The sequence below is a fragment of the Clostridium sp. DL1XJH146 genome, from assembly GCF_054819755.1.
Genome location: NZ_JBTVVN010000039.1, coordinates 1 through 17,602, shown reverse-complemented (window position 1 = coordinate 17,602; position 17,602 = coordinate 1). Strand labels below are relative to the sequence as shown.

The window sequence follows — 17,602 nt, the reverse complement described above, 5'->3', positions numbered from 1 at the left end:
ATTATAGCCTCCTTATATGGAACCCTCCATCTACATTTATTACGTCTCCTGTTGAAAAGTTCATCTTAGGAGAACATAGTAGTGAAACTACTCCACCCACATCTTCTGGGTATCCCCATCTTTTAATAGGTGTAATACCATCACTTATAAGTGAATCATACTTAGCAGACACTTTTTCAGTCATATCTGTTTTTATAATTCCAGGCCTAACCTCAAACACTCTAATGTTTTCATCTGCAAGTCTATCTGCAAATAGTTTAGTTACCATACTTATAGCGGCCTTTGAAATACAATATTCTCCTCTGTTTATCGATGATGCATAAGAAGAAACAGAGGAAACATTAATAATCCTTGGCATAAACTCTAAATTATCTTGAGCCATCATTATCTTAGTAACCTTTTGTGTTAATAAAAAAGTCCCCTTGAGATTGATACCCATAACATAATCTAAACTTTCTTCTTTAATCTCTAGTAAATCAAGTCTTTCTCTAGGTGCTACACCTGCATTATTTACAAGAACATCTATTCTTCCAAATTTCTCTATTGTTTCGCTAACAATTTTTTCTCTGTCTTCCTCTTTGCTTATATCTCCACCTATATAAATTGTTTCAATGGGATAATCTTTAAATTTATTCAATACATCAGATTCTTTTCTAAAGCCAACAATAGCTAAATTGTATCCATCATTTGCTAGCTCTTTTGCTATTCCAAGTCCAATACCTCTAGACCCACCAGTTACTATTGCTGTTCTTTTCATACAAATAACCTTCCTTACTACACTAAAATTTATTTATTAAAAACTTCTTTATATAACGGTACATATAATTCAGAATCTCTAATTACACATCCACAGGTTCCAACAGCACTCTTTAAATCTGTACATTTACTACAAGTTATACAAACTTTTTTCCTGTCAAACTCGCCATTTTCTAATATATCTCTTGCAAAATCAGGATAAGCTATAGACTCTCTCCCAAATCCAACTAGCTTGCAGAAACCATTTTTCAAACTTCCTGCCCCTATGTAAGGTGCATATTGTCTAAACCAACTATATCCAACACCTACAATTACAGACTCAGGGACTTCCTTTTGTACTTCTTTTGCACCACAAATCAGACGTGAAGTGCCTTCAAGTGGTGATTCATTAGGATAATAATTTCCTTTATCATAAGGTCTATTAATATGAGGCTTAAAGTAAGGATTTCCCATGGTAACATCTATTAATCTAACATTTTTTGATACTAATTGCTTGATAAGTTTAATAGGTTCTGTTAAGTCCATTTTATCGCTATTTTCTTTATCAACACCCCATCCATATGGGTATGCCATACCATCATATAAATTTAACCTTGATGCAACTACAAATTTATCATCTTGAATTTCACTATTAATTTTATCAATAACATTAAGCATAAACCTTGTTCTATTCTCATAACTACCACCATATTTACCTTCTCTAGTATATCCTGAAAGTAATTCTGATAGAAGATAACCATGGCATGCTTTAACATCTACTCCACTAAAACCTGCTTTTTTACACAGTATAGCAGCCTTTACATACTCATCTTCTAAAGCTTCTAAATACTCATCTGTAACTAACGGATAATCTTTAGCAATACCTATAGATTCATTGAGAGTAGGATTATTAGTTGCAATTATTGGTTTTCTAGCTCCATATGGTTTGCTATATCTTCCTGAGTGGTTTAACTGAACAATAACCATAGGAACAAAATCTTCACCATATTCTTCTTTTGCACTTTTCTTTATCAAATCACTTAATTCTTTAAATTTATGTAGATTTTCTTCAGTTATAATTAATTGCTTCATGTTCGAGCGGCCTTCTTCTACCACACTTACTGCCTCAATCCATATAAGACCCGCACCACCTCTAGCCATTCTTTCATATTTTCTATAAGTCCAGCTAGAAGGACTACCGTCTTCATTAGAATCTCCACCTTCCATAGGGTGAATAGCTAAAGAATTGGGTATTTCTACGTTTCCAATGGAAACCTTTTCTTTAAAAACATTCATATTCTGGGATATCTTAATATCAAGACCTAAATCTTTTATTTCTTTTTCCAAGTCATCTAGTGATTTATACTTAAATTTTTTGTATTCCATAAATTCTCCTTAAATAACAAATGACCCATATTAGCACTAATAATGTCTTTGTATTGATTTAGCTTACTAAAATTAGTATAATTTATTTATAGATTTTAATATATATATATATTGCTTAAAAATTGACTAAAGTTGGTGTATGATAAATTTATGACAAACAAAAAAATAAAGATAAACTACTCCTTAATAACTGATATGACTACTCTTAAGGACCATTTTCATGATGGATATGAAATGATTTTTATAGAAGCAGGAAGTGCAAAATTTGTTGTTGGGGGTCATGTTATTGAATTTGAAGAAAATAGTCTTATATTTATAAACAATTTAGAAAGGCATGAAATGGCTCCTATTGTAACCCCTTACATAAGATATGCTTTTATTTTAGGCTCGGAATTTTTAGATACTACACTTGTTGAGCCACCACTGCGTTCTGTCTTTAAGAATAGGCCAAAATCCTTTAATTATGGATTCAAATTACATCATGAGCATATAGATTTTGTGAAATCTATATGTAAAGTATGCTATGATGATTATATTAACAAAGATACTTATTGGGAACTTAATATATCCTCTAATATTGCTTCTTTATTTGTATATTTATATAGAAATTATAAGAATTCTTTCCCAATTTCAACTACAACCAACACAGTTAATAATGTTTTTGAAATACAAAATTTTATAGATAAAAACTTCACTTATGATATTTCTTTAAATGATATCTCATCTGAATTCCATCTAGACCTATACTATTTGTCCCATATTTTCAAAGAAGTAACTGGCTACAGTATAAAACAATATATTATTCTTAAGAGAATCTCTTTTGCAAAAAATCTACTGTATTACACAAAAGATAATATTACGACAGTAGCTACTCAATCTGGTTTTAATAATGTAAATAATTTTATTAGAACCTTCAAAAAACTTGAGGGTATTCCCCCTCTCAAATTTAGAAACAGTTTTCAGATGCACCCTGAAAATTAACTTTACCAAATATAAATAATAAGGCAGTAACTAGGTTGATATTTATACAAACCTAGTTACTGCCTCTTATAATACTAATATTTTATTCTTTATTCACTCAACTAACCTATTAAATTTATCTGTTTCTTCCCAAAATAACAACTGTCCTAAATTATCAAAAAATTCTAGCTAGATATTTGGTACTGCTTCAACTACGTATGTAATTCCTTATAAAATAAAAACAGCCCTCTACGAAGAACTTTCATCCTCTTCCGAAAGATTTATACAAAGTCCTAAACTTATTCCAATTATAAAGCCATTGAAAAAATCACATGAAAATTCTGATACATAGATAAAATACTTAGATAAAGTTTCCAAAAGTAGCATTAGAAGCAACATGTTAGCTACAACATATGTAGCTTGCCATTCACTCTTTATAGTAAGATTTAATCTCACTTTATCTGTGATTTTAATCCTTTTATCAACAACAAAATATAGAAATAGGGCAAATACCATTACTATTAGCACCCTCATTAGTTTGAACATAGAATACAAATCTCCTCATCGGTTTAATCTTATCATATCTTAATAAATTTAATATCCTATTTCTCCAGTAGTATAAAAGTTATGATATATTTCAGTAACTATAGGATCAAACTCTTCTTTTTGCTCTACTGGATATTGAATTACAAAAGTGTTGATAACATCTTCACTTACTACTGTATTTTCATAAAATATCTTGTCCCCTTCAACCCAAGACACTACAAAGAAATCATCTCTTATTACCTTATATGCTGCATTTGGATGTTTATTGATTTCTTCATTATAAAGACTTTCTATAGTTTCTTCAAGTACATTGTGAGCACCCCAGACTGCAAGTTCTACCTCTCCACTTTCACTGGTTAGTGTTATCCCGTCGCCATTAAAAGATTCTTCCCCGTTACAAAGAAATTCAGGATATTGAATAGAAAATCCAAATCTGTCATTTACATATAATAAATAATTTACATTACCATCACAAGTCTGTTGCTGAAGAGATATTTCAGATTCCTTTACTGGTTCCTTTTCTTCTTCTATTTCTGTTTTATTATCATTAAGTGTATTATTTTTTTTGTTATCATCTATAAGAATTGTTTCTGTTTTTTCCTCAGTAGATTGATTTGTTTCTATGTCTTGTGTTTCTGTTAATTGTGTTTCTGTTAATTGTGTTTCTGTTAATTCCTTTCCATTTACTTCTTGACCATTTGTTATTTCTTTTGCACATCCCATACTTCCAATAATGACAAATAAAATAATAAATACACTTATAATTTTTTTCATACTACCTCCAACAAAAATAATATATTTTAAAATTTCACTTTATTTTTATTAATTTGAATATAAACCTTCTAATATAAATTATAAAACATTTTAGCAATTTATAATAGTGTTTTTTGTATATTTTTCCCAATTTATTTGTGCGATTTGTAAAATATGATTTATAAGTGTCATATCATTTAATAATTTTCTTTAATTCTTTCTAGTACCATTTTCTTATTTCTCACCATTTTTTTATAATTAATGTTGTTCTCACAAGCTATAGTTTTTAAAGTCTTATTATTGAAATAGTATTCATTTATAATTTTCATTTCTTCTTTAGTTAGTTTGTCTAATGCCTTATACAATCGTTTCATTTCTTCCCCAGCTAGGATATGCTCCTCTACTGTCAATTTTTTATCTATACATATATTCAAAATTAAATCGTCATTAATTTCCTTGTGTAATTTTACATTTTTCTTAAATAAATCTAAAATATTATTTCTAATAGCCCTAATAGCATAGCCATTAAAAGAATTGCTTTCTAGCTTGTACATTTTATACAAATTGCTTCTTTCTGCAGAATCCATATATCAATATTTTTATGTTGCTTCTCATTTTTCTTTTAATTATGCATAGTTCTATCATTTAAACTATGTACTTCTCTTATATATATGTAAAAACCCAAAAAAAACCTAATAAAATATAAATTTTTTCAAAAAAAAGAAAAAGGTAACAAAATCTTACCTTTTTATATTTATACAAAGTATTATAAAATGTATTTTCAAATTTAACATTACTTATGAAATTGAAGTATTTAATTTTTTTATAAGTTCTTGTAAGTCAATACTATACTGTAGTGCAAAATCCTCTAGGGAATCAAACATATGATTACACATAACACATTCACCAATTATTTTATCATAAGAACTAAATATCTCTTGAGTTTCTTCATGCTCTGTTATAATATCTAATATTTTCATGTTTTTTACTAACATTTTTACTCTCCCTTTCAACCTCATATTATTTTTAAATTAATCAAAATATAATTTCTTGAATATAACTAAATTTTACATTTTGTTGTTTTTTATTAATTCAGCCTTTATTAATAATTGTAATTAAAATATTATAGGTTTATAATACTAATAAATACTACTAGAAAGAATTGAGGGACAAATATGAAAGAAATTTTAGATAAAAAAGGTTTCATATGTGATATGGACGGTGTTCTATATCATGGTAATAATTTATTACCTGGTGCAAAAGAATTTGTAAATTGGTTAAAAGAAATTGATAGGAACTTTTTATTTCTTACAAATAGTAGTGAAAGATCTCCAAGAGAACTTGCAGAAAAACTTTCTAGGTTAGGTATAGAAGTTGGAGAGGACCATTTTTATACAAGTGCCTTAGCAACAGCTAGCTTTTTGGCTAATCAATGTCCTAATGGCAGCGCTTTTGTTATTGGAGAAAATGGTCTTACAAAAGCTATATACGATGTAGGCTTCTCTATGAATAATATCGACCCTGATTACGTTATAATGGGAGAAACCAGGAATTATAATATTGAACACATTGAACTCGCAGTTCATCTTGTACAAAACGGGGCAAAATTGATAGGTACAAATCCTGACCTTACTGGCCCAACTGAAAAAGGAATAGTGCCAGCAACACGGGCTCTTATGGCACCTATAGAATTAACTACTGGCAAAGTGGCTTACTATATAGGAAAACCAAATCCACTGATGATGCGTGAAGCAATGTTGAAACTAGGTTGCTCTGTAGAAGAGACAATGATTATTGGCGACAGAATGGATACAGATATTGTAGCAGGTATTGAATCTGGTATTGATACTATGTTAGTACTAAGTGGTGTTACAACAAGAGAAGGAATCGATTTGTTTCCATACGCTCCTAAATATATATTTGAAGGAGTCGGCGATTTAATTAATCGTATTAGAAACGAAATAATTTAATTTCCTATTTATCTATAATTGATAATACTTGACCTCTATATTTTTACATAATAGAGGTCATAAACTTTTTATAAATCATTTTTTATGAGCTATTTTCTCTTGCTTAATTAAACCTCCAAATTTATTATCTGAAAAAAGGTCTTCTCCATTACTGAGTAATATGTATTGGTGCTGCCTATTTTTTTTACACAAAGTACAATTCACTAATAATTTATCTATTTTTTCGCTTAACTTAATTAGTTTCTCATCCTGCAAATTAAAATCTTTTTCTATTATTAACTTATTTAATTTATCCTGACTATTTTCTATTAAAAATTTCAAGCGACATCCTTTGCATTTATTATTCAATTATTAATTCCTTTCTTTTATCAAGATTAATTATATAAAAACATTATTAATATTGCCCTCTTTCAATCAACCAATTCACCTTCATAATTACCCCATATATTTATATAAAAATACACTATCTATATTTTAATATATTTTCTATGATTTGTTAAGTAATTATTAGTTTATATGTATATATTTGTTTAACTATATAATATATAGTCATAAACGAACTATATATGTAAAATATCAGTATCAAAAACTTATATTATTAATACTTATAGGTAAATATTGTAAACATTATTTAACATTACTTATAATTCATTAAAGTTATATAACTCTTTAATAAATGCCTTATAAACTTTTTTATTAAAGTTATTAAAATAATTTAAAATAATCCTTTATATATAACTCTGTTAGCTTTTAAAATATAAATTATAATAGTATTTATGATTTTATAAAAATCTTAAGGGTCGCAACTTAATCTACCACCCTTATTTTTAATCATTCCTTACCATAAATAAATTTGTATTTATTATAACTTTTGTACATTTATAGCTTGAAGTCCTTTTTGATCTTTAATAGTATCATAAGTAACCTCTTCTCCTTCATGAAGGTCTTTATTATAGTTTTTTTCTTTTACCTTTGAAGAATGGACAAATACATCTGTTCCATTTTGTCCTGAAATAAAGCCATATCCTCTATCATTATCAAACCATTTAACTACTCCAGTTTCCATATCGATTTTAGTTACCTAAATTTTATCATATTAAGTAACTTATTCACCTACCCTTCTTATATTTAAATTATAGAGTCTACAAACAAACTATTTTCCTCTATACAGAACTCATTATATTATTTGCCTCAATAAAATATATAATGCATAATGTTTCTCACAACTTTTTGGTAAACTATAATTATAAATTTAAAAATAACAGTAACTTAAAATTCGACACATCTTATCATCTCTCAAAATAAAAAAAGAGGTTTAAACATTATGATTAATTACAATCTATGTTTTAAACCTCTTCGTTCTTTTATTAAAAAGTAGCAAACACTGAAAAACCAATGTCCAAATAATCAAATTTGAGATAACATTATAATTTAGTAAAAGTATTGCAGCAAGTGCATATAATAGACTAATTATAAAACCAATAGTTCTATTTCTTTTCAATAGTTTTTCTTTAGTTATAGCCATTTCTGGATTTACAACAGGTGCTCTATGCCATATAGAAAATAGGCAAATTGCACTTATAATTATTACAGATACAATATTAAAACTATTATTAAAACTTAAATAAATTATACTTCCCACTATTAAAAGTGTAGCTATAAAACATTTTATTTGAGTATCTTCATGATATCCACCTATAAATGGCTTAGTTGTACTCATAACTAGTATTACAATAAAAGCTTCAAAGTTTAATTTTAACAAACTAAAAAATACAATCAATAATATAATTTTTAGTGTCTCGAAAATAAAAATTCTCATCGAATATTCAACTTTTTCTTCTTGCTCAATAGAATAATTGTTACTTGTAGATATAAAATGAGCAATTTTCTTTATTAAGTTGCGCATATAAATCACTTCCTCAAAAAGATTAATTAAATATTTTTTTAGGAATTTGTATAATGAATCTTGTCCAATTTTCATCGCTTTGTATATTAATATTACCATTATTTTTATTAAGAATATCTTTAATTATACTAAGTCCATATCCACGATAGTCTCTCTCAGTTTCTTTTGTTGAAAATCCAGCTTCAAAGATTTTAAGCTTAATCTCATCAGGTATTTTAGGTCCATTATTTATAATAATAATATTAAGAATATTATATCCATCATAACTGTTAAATTTTATTAATGGATTCTTAGTATTTTCCAATGCATCAACTGAATTTCTTATAATATTTGAAATAATTTTTAATAAATCATTAGTAGAAATAGTAACGTCCTCATAGTTACCATTATCTGAAACAATTATATCGATTCCATTTGGAACTAGTTCATTAAAAATTGATTGTACCAAAGTACTAGCTTTTATCTCAACGTTAACTCCTGTATTAAAAGATTGATTTCTATCAATGATTTCTTTAAAGAGTTCCTCCATTTTGTCCATTCTATTTAATTTATAAAGTCCATAAAGACTGCTAATTTCACTTCCATAATCATGTTTTATCTTTCTTAATTCCAATATTTTTTCATTTAAAGACTTATTAAGAATTTCAATTTCTTTTGATTTACTATTTATTTTTGAGAAATACATCAAGGCAAATATTAATGTTAATAAACCTACACAGTATATCATTACCTGAAATATTAATCCTACTCCTTCGAATTGTATATTAGTTCTATATGTATCTATAATAATTACTCCAATATTAAATAACACTATTGTAATAGTTAAGTTATTATATTGTCTTAAATATAATATCCCATTAAATAAAGCTTTCCTAAATAGTATTATAACAAAATATAATATCCATACCGGAATAAAAACAAATAGTAATAATTGTATTTCAGAATTTAAACCTACATTAAAACTGAATGTAATGCTTTTAAAAACTGATATTATAATTGCAGAAATCATTGCACATAATACGTATGTTGTGCTCATTGCAAGCTCTACAATGCCAATTGCTTTTGGGTAGAAAAACATAGCAACAATTAGAACACTAAACATCATAAGTAAATTAGACGAAAGAATCGATAAATCTATATGAGTAAATATTAATATATCTATAGCTAATACATAAAAAAATAACCTCTTCTTTGTATTTGTTAATTTCCTATCTTTAGGTATAGTTTCTTGGCAAACCCATACTAATAACAATGATTGATACAACGTTGTAAATACATCTAATATTATAAGTAGCATATTTTTAATTTCCTTTCATCTAATTTAAGCAATATCCAAACCAGATAATTTATCTTTGTTCTTTAATAGATTCAGGCATATCTTCCATGCCTACTCCAAACAAAGATGCTGCCCCTGTTATAACAAACAAAGAACATAAACTAAGAAAAAAAGCACCCATAAATTTGTTTAATTTTTTCATAAACACTCCTCCTTTCATTATTTTTTTGATTTTTAATTACTATTATAATTATATCATAAAATTTCGAAGATTAAATCATTTTGCTTTATTTTAGGTATATTTACATATATTACAGTAAAAATACTCTCTGTATAGTCACAAGAGAGTATTTTCAATATATCATTATTATTATTTAAAAGGGTTTGCAATTGCGTAATCCTTTTTATTCAGTAATATATTTAACTATAAGTTTAATATTATTTTCAACAGCATCCATATGAGTTCTTTCATAATGGTGTGTTGCATCAACGCCTATTCCAACACAAGCAAAATTCGCATCAAATCCTTGCATTGCTGCAAGACTTGCATCTGAGCCATATCTATAGTGTACATCAACAACATAATCAATATCATTTTTTTCGCATAATTCGACAAGTTTTTTCTTGAATTCAAAATCATATGGAGTACGGCTATCTTTTGCACAGATTGTTACTTTAGTTTCATCTGATTGCTGATTTGGTCCTACAGTACCAATATCAAGTGCCAAGTGCTCTTGAACTTTTTCAGGAATTACAGATATTCCATGCCCTAATTCTTCATAATTAGTTATATAAAGCTGAGTAGTATATTTAGGTTTTATATTATTATCTTTAAGATATTTAACTAACCCAAATATTACAGCCACACAAGCTTTATCATCTAAAAATCTTGATTTTACAAAGCCATCTTTAGTTATTGTTGTTCTTGGCTCTATATATACAAAATCACCTACTCTTATTCCAAGCTCTAGTACATCATCCTTTGTTTTTACAAATTTATCTATTCTTACTTCCATGTTTTCATCAGTTCTAATTGTTTCTCTAACTACGTCTGAATAGATGTGTATGGAAGCTTTTTCAGGTAATATAGTTCCTGTATATTCTTCGCCATATATTGTTTTTATTATAACATTTTCGCCTTCTACTGCTGACCAAGCAAATCCACCAATTTGAAGTATTTTAAGTCTTCCATTCTCTTTAATTTCTCTTACTACTGCACCTAATGTATCTACATGTGCAGATATCATCTTTTGGTTTTCATTATCTTCACCTTCAATAGTTGCAATTAAAGCTTTCTTTTTAGTTCTTTTTGTAGGAATACCGAATTTTTCAAATTCTTCTTCTATTACTTTCATTGCAACATCAGTATCTCCACCCGGACTAGGTATTCCTAATATTTTAGCCATAAAATCTTTTACATATTGCATGTCAATATTCATTATTATTCTCCTCTTTAATTTAATTTTTTCTATGTATTGATAAATCCATAATATATATGAGGTTATTATATCATATTATTAAAAATATTATATTGAATTTGATTTTATAATAAAAAAATAGAGCCAAATCAGCTCTACTCTACAATCTCAGTTTCAATAGAATACTCTCCCTTGGTTCTATTACCTATAATTTCAATTACTAATTCCTCATCCTTATCTGCTGTATAACTATATTTACCTTCCTCATTTGTAGGTAAAGACATATTAACTACGCTGCTATATAATTTTATTTCAAGTTCACCATCTTCAACTATAGATGAATACTCAATTTCTACAGTTTCTCCGGCTTCAACATCTACCTTCTTTTGTTTAGTCCCATTCCAATAATGATACTTACTTTTCATTGTAGATTTAGAACCTTTTCCTAAAATTTCGTTAACTATAACTGGAGTTTCTGAAGATGTTTCCATAACTGAAACATTCGAAACGCTAGTAGACGTCATAGTGTTAAACCCTGCAAAACTGACAATAACCGTTATAAAAATCAATACAATAAGCGCTATAAATATTCCAATTATGATTTTCAAGCCTTTTTTGTTCTTATTTTTATTATCAGCTTTACTGTAATCACCCTCACTATAAGTAAAAGTATTATTTTGCTCGTAATTATCCGTAATATTACTATTTTCTTTGTTCAAATTAATAGTTTCTTTATCAATATCATGAGAACAATAAGGACAACTATTCCACTCAGGATTAATTGGTTTTCCACAATTAGAACAAGTTCCTTTAAGTTTTGCCCCACAATGAGGACACTTTACATAGTCAATATCTATGGGCTGGTGACAACTAGGGCATCTCAGTGTATCATTTTTATTTGACCTAACTACTAAATAAATAATAAAACCAATTAAGTTTGGCACTAATACTGCAATCAAAGTCCAGACAACAGGGTCCATATTGTGTTCTTGGGAATCTCTATACACAAAAACTCCAATTGCTATAATTAAAGAAAGAATTAATACTCCTATTAAAAGCATGAAAATCAAACTCATTTTTTTACCTCCTATTTTATCTATAAAACTTCACCATAGATACCTTTAAAGTTTCATTTTTAAATCTTCAACTAGCAGTTCTCTAAGTATTTTATAATTGAATTTTTATAAGAATATGATATAAATACCACTAAAGCAACAAAAGATAAAAAAGTTACATATATCATACTACCGAGAATAATATTGATTTTAAATATATATATACAAGCAAAAATCTCTAAACTTATTAATATTGAAATTAAAGTAACCATATATAGGACTATTAACTTTTCCTGTTTTTCTTCTTTTTTTACATATATTTTTTCTCTAGTTTTCATCATGAGACCTAATTCAGGAATTTCTTCTGTAGCAATAGCCTCCCTTAAATTCTTTTCAAATTCATTATTATCCATCATCAGCCTCCATCATTTTTTTTAATTTCGCCTTTGCCATATTAAGTCTAGATTTCACTGTACCTATGGGTACATTGGTAATTTCAGAAATATCCGTATAAGACAAGTCTTTAAAATAAAATAATATTATTGGAATACGATATATTTCTTTTAATTCATTAACATAGTATCTAGTTCTATCCCCGTCTAGCTTTGATATTACTTCAGTATCAATATTTTTTGATGAATCATATATATTGCTCATTTCTTTTTCTTTTTCTTCTGTGGAAGGAAATAGATCTTTTACTTTTGATAATAGTTTCTTTTTCTTAGTGTAATTATCTCTATAATTATTTAAACATATAGTATAAATCCAATTTTCAAAATTATTATTGCAATCAAACTTTTGTATATTCTTATATATTTTCAGCCATGTATTTTGAAACAAATCATCTGCATCAAATTTGTCTTTACATAACCTCCTGCAAAGTCTGTATACATATGGTGAGTAGATTTGCATTACTTTATCAAAAGCCGTTTTATTATTTTTAGCTTCATTTATTAAATTTTTGTAATCAATATCTAATCACCTCTCTAACTTTATAATGCACAGTTCACAATAAGCAACGCAGTACACAGTTCTCAGTTCATAGTTCTCAGTTCATAGTTACTAGTTCATAGTTACTAGTACCTAATTAACGGTTTATAGTTTATAGTAAATAGTTTAAAATTATTGTGTGTTATAGATTTCATCATATCTAGATACTTATTATTCAAATAATTTTATATTGGAACCCTTCGATTATTGTATACTTGCTTTAATATGTATTTGTTCGAAAAAATTTTTTTTAAAAGAAATATAAAAACATGTTAAAGTTTAGTGCTTTCTATATTCTATAAATTTTGCTTGCATAATAATTTTTTCTGAATCTCCACTCTCTTTTTTACTTTTTCTAAAAACGAATCTGGCCCTATTACACGAATTACTGGTCCAAAAGAAAGTATTCGGATTAAAAGTTCTGTTTCATCCATTTTGTTATAATAAATATAACTTATGTACTTGTCCTCTTTTTCATCATATTCAGTTTTCTTTTCATAACTAGAAAAATGGAGCATACATCTTTCTAGTGCATTTCTTTCACGTGATATTTGGATTACTACAGGTTCATCGCTTTGATTTCTTTCATTAAATTTATTTAAATTAACCTCTTTATCATATTCTTCTTTTGATTTTTCTATTTTAATAATTCTTGCTATATTAATAGTAATAAATTCACGAATTCTTCCTTCTTTTATTTTCACAGAATTTACCCTAAACTTATCGTCTTTACTTGAATATTGCAATTTGCAAGGCAAATAATTACCCTCAATTCTATTACCTTTGCCGCTTATAAATGTAATTTTTATAGTTTCCTTGTTTTTCAAAGCTGAAAGAATCCATTGAAAATTATCTATATAATCTTTATCCCTGTAATCATCGCCATCCTCATAACTGTCAAAACAATAAAAGTCATCTACCTTAAATAAAAGCTCTATATCTTCCAAATATTTATCTAAATATGCTATTTGTTCTTCTTTTAAAAACAATTTGATTCTTTTATCCAAAAGTAACGCTTTTATCCAAGATTTTTCTAATGTCGTTACTGGCAATTTAATCTTTGATTTTAACTTAGATGAAAATTTTTCATCTTTATTTTCTAACAAATTCCATTCTCCACTAATTAGCTTAGGCATTATATATAAAGCACTTTCACAAAAGGCTTGCTCATTAATAATCCTGTTCATATCTTCTTTTGTAATCTGCTTATCATAAGCTTTATTTAAAATTTTAGTGACTACATTATAATAACAACCATAAATTTCAGAAAAAATCTCCATTATATTTCGCCACCCCCTAAATACATTTCCTCCATACGCCTCATGTCCTCATAAAATTTTTTCTCCACAAAACTATTAGAACTCTCCAATGAAATAATTCTCCCAGTAAAACTTTTAACCCAAGACATCATTTCATTTACATCGAAAGCCTCTTTAGTATATAGAAAAATATTATCCTCAATTTTCTCTACAGTTCCCCCTCTACCTTCTCTATAAAGCCGATTAAGGACATAACCTTCATTATTTTCATCAATGTAAAACTTTATACTGATACTATCATTTCTATTTTTGCTGCCAAAGGATACCCCCCAACATTTCCACAAATTTGTCCCCAATTTTTCTTTTAGTTCATCATAATTTGTGCATAAGTTCATTTTCTTAACAGACTTTATGTAATCTAATCTATAGTTAGTAAATCTATGTTTTTCTTCATTATAAATACTTATATACCGTCTCCCACTTTGACTACTTACTAATATTTTAAGAGGCACTCCCACTAAACTACTGCTAGCATTGCTCCTGTTACTCTGATTAAAAAACTCTATTCTTCTCTTTTCCTTCATAGCCTTAATAATATCCAATAAAATTTTATCTTCTAATGTATGTACAATAAAATGATGTTTGAAACAGAATATATTATTATTTTCTTCTTCCTCATCTAAAATATAACTACCTATTACCCCAAAAGGCGCTACCTCTTGATAAAATTTCAAAGCATCTAACAAACCTTCATGATTATTCGTAACATTATTTAAATACTCTTTGCTTAGTGAATAATATAAAGCTCGTCCTTTTTTAATCTTTTTTAAAACTCCTTCTTTTACATATTCATTGGCCTTATTTCTAACAGTTTGCACCTCAAATATTTCTCCACTTTCATTACAAATATAATTAGTTAAGTCTTCTATATTAAGTGTTCTCTTCAATTTCAATATATCTAAAATATAAAAATAAAGCATTATATCATTTGAAGTAAAACTCTTCGATTTCCAGGCTGAATATAATGGATTCTCACTAATTTCCGAACTATTAAGGGAAATAAAAACATGTTTACCTCTAATAGAATTATCCCACTTAATATAATCCTTCAAATAACATTCTATCCTTCTTTTCTCATTATCATAAGTACGGCAGCTTTTCTGATTAAAATCCCCTCTAGACTTAAATCCATAAACATAAAAATCACGCATATAATCTCTAATTTTATCAAAATTCTTAATAAGTTCAGAAAACTTAGCCACAAAATCATCTCCCCTATTAATGCTCAAAAAAAGAAGTAGGCGTTCTACTTCTTTATTTTACTCATGAATTCTTGCAAACTATCAACTACAATTGAAATTTTCAACCACTTCTTCAAAACATCAATGTTCTTTTCTTCGTTTACTATTTTAATAATATCCGCAGGAACTTTTGCAATTTCATTTAAATTTTCTAGTATATCTTCTCTCCTAGCTAAAACTGCACCTTCTTCTCTTCCTTCTTCTCTTCCTTCTTCTCTTCCTTCTTCTCTTCCTTTTTGCTCGTAATGTATTTTTCTTATTTCGTCTATTGTCATCTTAAACACCCCTCCATTTATTTTCTTATATTCCTTATATTTTTCTTCTAATTCTGGGTCTTTAATCAAAAATAAATATTCTAAAAAATCTACAAGTGCTTTAATCTGTTCCTTATTTTTAACTTTATCATAAAGCTTCAATTCTTCTGCTAACTCTATTTTTGCATTAAATATTTCTTCGTCTGATACGCCTATATCTAATAATTTTTTTGCCATTTTAAATACTAATTTTAATGGATTTTCATCTCTTATATTTTCAAGTTCAATTTTTTCAACATCTATAGTTCTAAAATTATATATAAAAATTTCTTCATCAATTTGTGGTAATTTGTATACATATCTTTTGTCTTTTCCTCGCTGACCTTTATATGTATAAATAGCTGCTGCAACTATTTCTGATTTATCTTTATATTTATATCTAAATTTATCCCATATCCTATAAAAGTACCTAAACATTCTTTCTCCGAAAATCTCGTAACCACTACTATAACTTTGTACTTCTACATGTATAAATAGGATTTTGCTTTTTTTATCTTTTAATCTAACCTTTATTATTTTATCTGATATTACTATTTCCGTACTATCTTTATCAAAGATTTCTTTCTGAATTTCCTGCAATTCTTTATCTAAAGATTCCGTTCCAATCTCCCAATTTATTTCTAAAAACAATTCTGGAAATAATAATTCTACAATTTCTATTTCAAAAGCTTCTAATATTGTTTTCCACGCTGCATCAAAATCATGTTTTTTAACTAAATCTTTCATAATCTTTTGTAAACTCCTTCTATAATATTATATCAATTTTACTAGCACTTGCACAAATAATAAATTTAAGTTAACTCAAAAATAATCTATACCCATATTATTTTTCAAAACTTATGTTCTAATTCATAAATACCTTGATTTTACAAAAAAAAAATTAAACTTCGCAACTTTTTTTAAATGATAACCTATCCTTTCAATGCTAATATTATCTCATGAGCTATTTATTCTATGTTTTGGTTTTAAAATCCAAACGGTGCTGAAAGGTTCTACCTTTGCAGTATGCCGAATGATAACTCCAGTTTATATTATGACGGAGGTTCGATTCCTTCACTGTGAAATTTCACAGTTAACTCAGCGGTTAGAGTATATGAATTAGCAATTGTGGGTTCGAATCCCACCCAGACCCGTCACGTCTGAAATTAAAAGATATATAGATAAACTACTTCAACATAAATTTGTACTTGTCCATAATTCTTTAACCCTTAGAATTTTGTACAAGTATAAATTAAGTTTCCGTAAAGTTTATCTTTATTGCAATGCTCAGTGTATAGGAAATTTTATATATAAATTTCCCTTTACACAACACTATTGATAGTTTGTAGTTTTAAGGATACCGTTTACTATTTATCTTAGTAGTTCTTATCTCCTAGTCGCTTTAGAAATTATTAATACTCACCTATAATTTCTAGTAGTTAACAAAGTTGTGAGAAGCGCTATGAAAAATATAGACTAAATTAAAACTCCCTATTCAGATGTGTGAGCATTGCAATAACTATCATCTTTTCAATGCACAATGCACAATTTACAATGCACAATTGTGGATGATTTTCTTCCTTACAGTCAGAAAATCTTTAATTTATAAAAAAATACAAATAAAGTTCCAACGTATAATTCTTTGTATAATGTTTTAATATGTTTTCTAATATGTTTGTGAACTACCCTCCACTTACTTTGTTGAAGTGGGGGCTTCTTGGTCAATACTCCTAACAGAGCAAGTTTACCCAAGC

20 protein-coding genes are annotated in these 17,602 nt (G+C 27.4%); 2 read left to right on the top strand and 18 right to left on the bottom strand.

Going from position 1 to position 17,602, the window contains the following annotated elements; all coding sequences use genetic code 11:
- Position 1: 1 nt before the first annotated feature.
- Together ACVHXK_RS15275 and ACVHXK_RS15270 are read right to left on the bottom strand one after the other, a co-directional pair.
- Entirely contained in the window at positions 2 to 757 is a 756-nt protein-coding gene (locus ACVHXK_RS15275) for a 3-ketoacyl-ACP reductase (protein ID WP_461207276.1), read from the bottom strand.
- A gap of 29 nt (positions 758 to 786) precedes the next feature.
- Positions 787 to 2,121, bottom strand: a complete 1,335-nt coding sequence (locus ACVHXK_RS15270; RefSeq protein ID WP_461207275.1) for an oxidoreductase — start codon at positions 2,119 to 2,121, stop codon at positions 787 to 789.
- A gap of 150 nt (positions 2,122 to 2,271) precedes the next feature.
- On the opposite strand from ACVHXK_RS15270, the gene ACVHXK_RS15265 reads away from it, so the two are divergent.
- Positions 2,272 to 3,102: a helix-turn-helix domain-containing protein gene (locus tag ACVHXK_RS15265; RefSeq protein WP_461207274.1), complete on the top strand. Its 831-nt coding sequence runs from the start codon at positions 2,272 to 2,274 to the stop codon at positions 3,100 to 3,102.
- 228 nt (positions 3,103 to 3,330) lie between these two features.
- On the opposite strand, the gene ACVHXK_RS15260 is transcribed toward ACVHXK_RS15265, so the two are convergent.
- The 4 genes from ACVHXK_RS15260 to ACVHXK_RS15245 all read right to left on the bottom strand — a co-directional run bounded on the left by ACVHXK_RS15260 (position 3,331) and on the right by ACVHXK_RS15245 (position 5,375).
- Complete coding sequence (locus ACVHXK_RS15260; protein ID WP_461207273.1) at positions 3,331 to 3,627, bottom strand: hypothetical protein; 297 nt, start codon at positions 3,625 to 3,627, stop codon at positions 3,331 to 3,333.
- 48 nt (positions 3,628 to 3,675) lie between these two features.
- The gene (locus ACVHXK_RS15255) at positions 3,676 to 4,401 is read right to left on the bottom strand and encodes a hypothetical protein (RefSeq protein WP_461207272.1); all 726 of its coding nucleotides are present in this window, start codon (positions 4,399 to 4,401) and stop codon (positions 3,676 to 3,678) included.
- Between the two features lie 176 nt (positions 4,402 to 4,577).
- Positions 4,578 to 4,934: a sigma-70 family RNA polymerase sigma factor gene (locus ACVHXK_RS15250; RefSeq protein ID WP_461207288.1), complete on the bottom strand. Its 357-nt coding sequence runs from the start codon at positions 4,932 to 4,934 to the stop codon at positions 4,578 to 4,580.
- Positions 4,935 to 5,177: 243 nt separating this feature from the next.
- Complete coding sequence (locus ACVHXK_RS15245; RefSeq protein WP_461207271.1) at positions 5,178 to 5,375, bottom strand: hypothetical protein; 198 nt, start codon at positions 5,373 to 5,375, stop codon at positions 5,178 to 5,180.
- 180 nt (positions 5,376 to 5,555) lie between these two features.
- Between ACVHXK_RS15245 and ACVHXK_RS15240 the strand changes: the two genes are divergently transcribed.
- Positions 5,556 to 6,350 (top strand): HAD-IIA family hydrolase, encoded by a 795-nt coding sequence (locus ACVHXK_RS15240; protein ID WP_461207270.1) that lies wholly within the window; start codon positions 5,556 to 5,558, stop codon positions 6,348 to 6,350.
- Positions 6,351 to 6,425: 75 nt separating this feature from the next.
- Here the strand turns inward: ACVHXK_RS15240 and ACVHXK_RS15235 are convergent, their stop codons facing one another.
- The 12 genes from ACVHXK_RS15235 to ACVHXK_RS15180 form a co-directional block, all read right to left on the bottom strand.
- The gene (locus ACVHXK_RS15235; RefSeq protein WP_461207269.1) at positions 6,426 to 6,671 is read right to left on the bottom strand and encodes a Spo0E family sporulation regulatory protein-aspartic acid phosphatase; all 246 of its coding nucleotides are present in this window, start codon (positions 6,669 to 6,671) and stop codon (positions 6,426 to 6,428) included.
- Between the two features lie 541 nt (positions 6,672 to 7,212).
- On the bottom strand, positions 7,213 to 7,422 hold the full coding sequence (locus ACVHXK_RS15230; RefSeq protein WP_461207287.1) for a cold-shock protein: 210 nt from the start codon (positions 7,420 to 7,422) through the stop codon (positions 7,213 to 7,215).
- 267 nt (positions 7,423 to 7,689) lie between these two features.
- A complete protein-coding gene (locus tag ACVHXK_RS15225) occupies positions 7,690 to 8,256 on the bottom strand; it encodes an accessory gene regulator ArgB-like protein (protein ID WP_461207268.1) in 567 nt (188 codons plus the stop codon).
- Positions 8,257 to 8,278: 22 nt separating this feature from the next.
- Positions 8,279 to 9,553 (bottom strand): sensor histidine kinase, encoded by a 1,275-nt coding sequence (locus ACVHXK_RS15220; RefSeq protein WP_461207267.1) that lies wholly within the window; start codon positions 9,551 to 9,553, stop codon positions 8,279 to 8,281.
- A gap of 49 nt (positions 9,554 to 9,602) precedes the next feature.
- Positions 9,603 to 9,734: a hypothetical protein gene (locus ACVHXK_RS15215; protein WP_461207266.1), complete on the bottom strand. Its 132-nt coding sequence runs from the start codon at positions 9,732 to 9,734 to the stop codon at positions 9,603 to 9,605.
- Positions 9,735 to 9,936: 202 nt separating this feature from the next.
- Positions 9,937 to 10,971 (bottom strand): M42 family metallopeptidase, encoded by a 1,035-nt coding sequence (locus ACVHXK_RS15210; RefSeq protein WP_461207265.1) that lies wholly within the window; start codon positions 10,969 to 10,971, stop codon positions 9,937 to 9,939.
- A 134-nt stretch (positions 10,972 to 11,105) separates the two neighbouring features.
- On the bottom strand, positions 11,106 to 12,026 hold the full coding sequence (locus ACVHXK_RS15205) for a double zinc ribbon domain-containing protein (protein ID WP_461207264.1): 921 nt from the start codon (positions 12,024 to 12,026) through the stop codon (positions 11,106 to 11,108).
- A 71-nt stretch (positions 12,027 to 12,097) separates the two neighbouring features.
- A complete protein-coding gene (locus ACVHXK_RS15200; RefSeq protein WP_461207263.1) occupies positions 12,098 to 12,418 on the bottom strand; it encodes a hypothetical protein in 321 nt (106 codons plus the stop codon).
- Entirely contained in the window at positions 12,411 to 12,959 is a 549-nt protein-coding gene (locus tag ACVHXK_RS15195; RefSeq protein WP_461207286.1) for an RNA polymerase sigma factor, read from the bottom strand. The genes ACVHXK_RS15200 and ACVHXK_RS15195 overlap by 8 nt, the downstream gene beginning before the upstream one ends.
- Positions 12,960 to 13,291: 332 nt before the next feature.
- On the bottom strand, positions 13,292 to 14,275 hold the full coding sequence (locus ACVHXK_RS15190; RefSeq protein WP_461207262.1) for a WYL domain-containing protein: 984 nt from the start codon (positions 14,273 to 14,275) through the stop codon (positions 13,292 to 13,294).
- Positions 14,275 to 15,516, bottom strand: a complete 1,242-nt coding sequence (locus ACVHXK_RS15185) for a WYL domain-containing protein (protein WP_461207261.1) — start codon at positions 15,514 to 15,516, stop codon at positions 14,275 to 14,277. The genes ACVHXK_RS15190 and ACVHXK_RS15185 overlap by 1 nt, the downstream gene beginning before the upstream one ends.
- A 44-nt stretch (positions 15,517 to 15,560) precedes the next feature.
- Entirely contained in the window at positions 15,561 to 16,595 is a 1,035-nt protein-coding gene (locus ACVHXK_RS15180; RefSeq protein WP_461207260.1) for an Rpn family recombination-promoting nuclease/putative transposase, read from the bottom strand.
- Between the last annotated feature and the right edge of the window lie 1,007 nt (positions 16,596 to 17,602).

Excerpts from the sequence above, each read along its gene's own strand:
- ACVHXK_RS15190 (WP_461207262.1), bottom strand. The coding sequence starts at position 14,275 with ATGGAGATTTTTTCTGAAATTTATGGTTGTTATTATAATGTAGTCACT.
- ACVHXK_RS15205 (WP_461207264.1), bottom strand. The coding sequence starts at position 12,026 with ATGAGTTTGATTTTCATGCTTTTAATAGGAGTATTAATTCTTTCTTTA.
- ACVHXK_RS15220 (WP_461207267.1), bottom strand. The coding sequence starts at position 9,553 with ATGCTACTTATAATATTAGATGTATTTACAACGTTGTATCAATCATTG.
- ACVHXK_RS15275 (WP_461207276.1), bottom strand. The coding sequence starts at position 757 with ATGAAAAGAACAGCAATAGTAACTGGTGGGTCTAGAGGTATTGGACTT.
- ACVHXK_RS15270 (WP_461207275.1), bottom strand. The coding sequence starts at position 2,121 with ATGGAATACAAAAAATTTAAGTATAAATCACTAGATGACTTGGAAAAA.
- ACVHXK_RS15265 (WP_461207274.1), top strand. The coding sequence starts at position 2,272 with ATGACAAACAAAAAAATAAAGATAAACTACTCCTTAATAACTGATATG.
- ACVHXK_RS15210 (WP_461207265.1), bottom strand. The coding sequence starts at position 10,971 with ATGAATATTGACATGCAATATGTAAAAGATTTTATGGCTAAAATATTA.
- ACVHXK_RS15240 (WP_461207270.1), top strand. The coding sequence starts at position 5,556 with ATGAAAGAAATTTTAGATAAAAAAGGTTTCATATGTGATATGGACGGT.
- ACVHXK_RS15245 (WP_461207271.1), bottom strand. The coding sequence starts at position 5,375 with ATGTTAGTAAAAAACATGAAAATATTAGATATTATAACAGAGCATGAA.
- ACVHXK_RS15215 (WP_461207266.1), bottom strand. The coding sequence starts at position 9,734 with ATGAAAAAATTAAACAAATTTATGGGTGCTTTTTTTCTTAGTTTATGT.
- ACVHXK_RS15250 (WP_461207288.1), bottom strand. The coding sequence starts at position 4,934 with ATGTACAAGCTAGAAAGCAATTCTTTTAATGGCTATGCTATTAGGGCT.
- ACVHXK_RS15200 (WP_461207263.1), bottom strand. The coding sequence starts at position 12,418 with ATGGATAATAATGAATTTGAAAAGAATTTAAGGGAGGCTATTGCTACA.
- ACVHXK_RS15180 (WP_461207260.1), bottom strand. The coding sequence starts at position 16,595 with ATGAAAGATTTAGTTAAAAAACATGATTTTGATGCAGCGTGGAAAACA.
- ACVHXK_RS15255 (WP_461207272.1), bottom strand. The coding sequence starts at position 4,401 with ATGAAAAAAATTATAAGTGTATTTATTATTTTATTTGTCATTATTGGA.
- ACVHXK_RS15225 (WP_461207268.1), bottom strand. The coding sequence starts at position 8,256 with ATGCGCAACTTAATAAAGAAAATTGCTCATTTTATATCTACAAGTAAC.
- ACVHXK_RS15260 (WP_461207273.1), bottom strand. The coding sequence starts at position 3,627 with ATGTTCAAACTAATGAGGGTGCTAATAGTAATGGTATTTGCCCTATTT.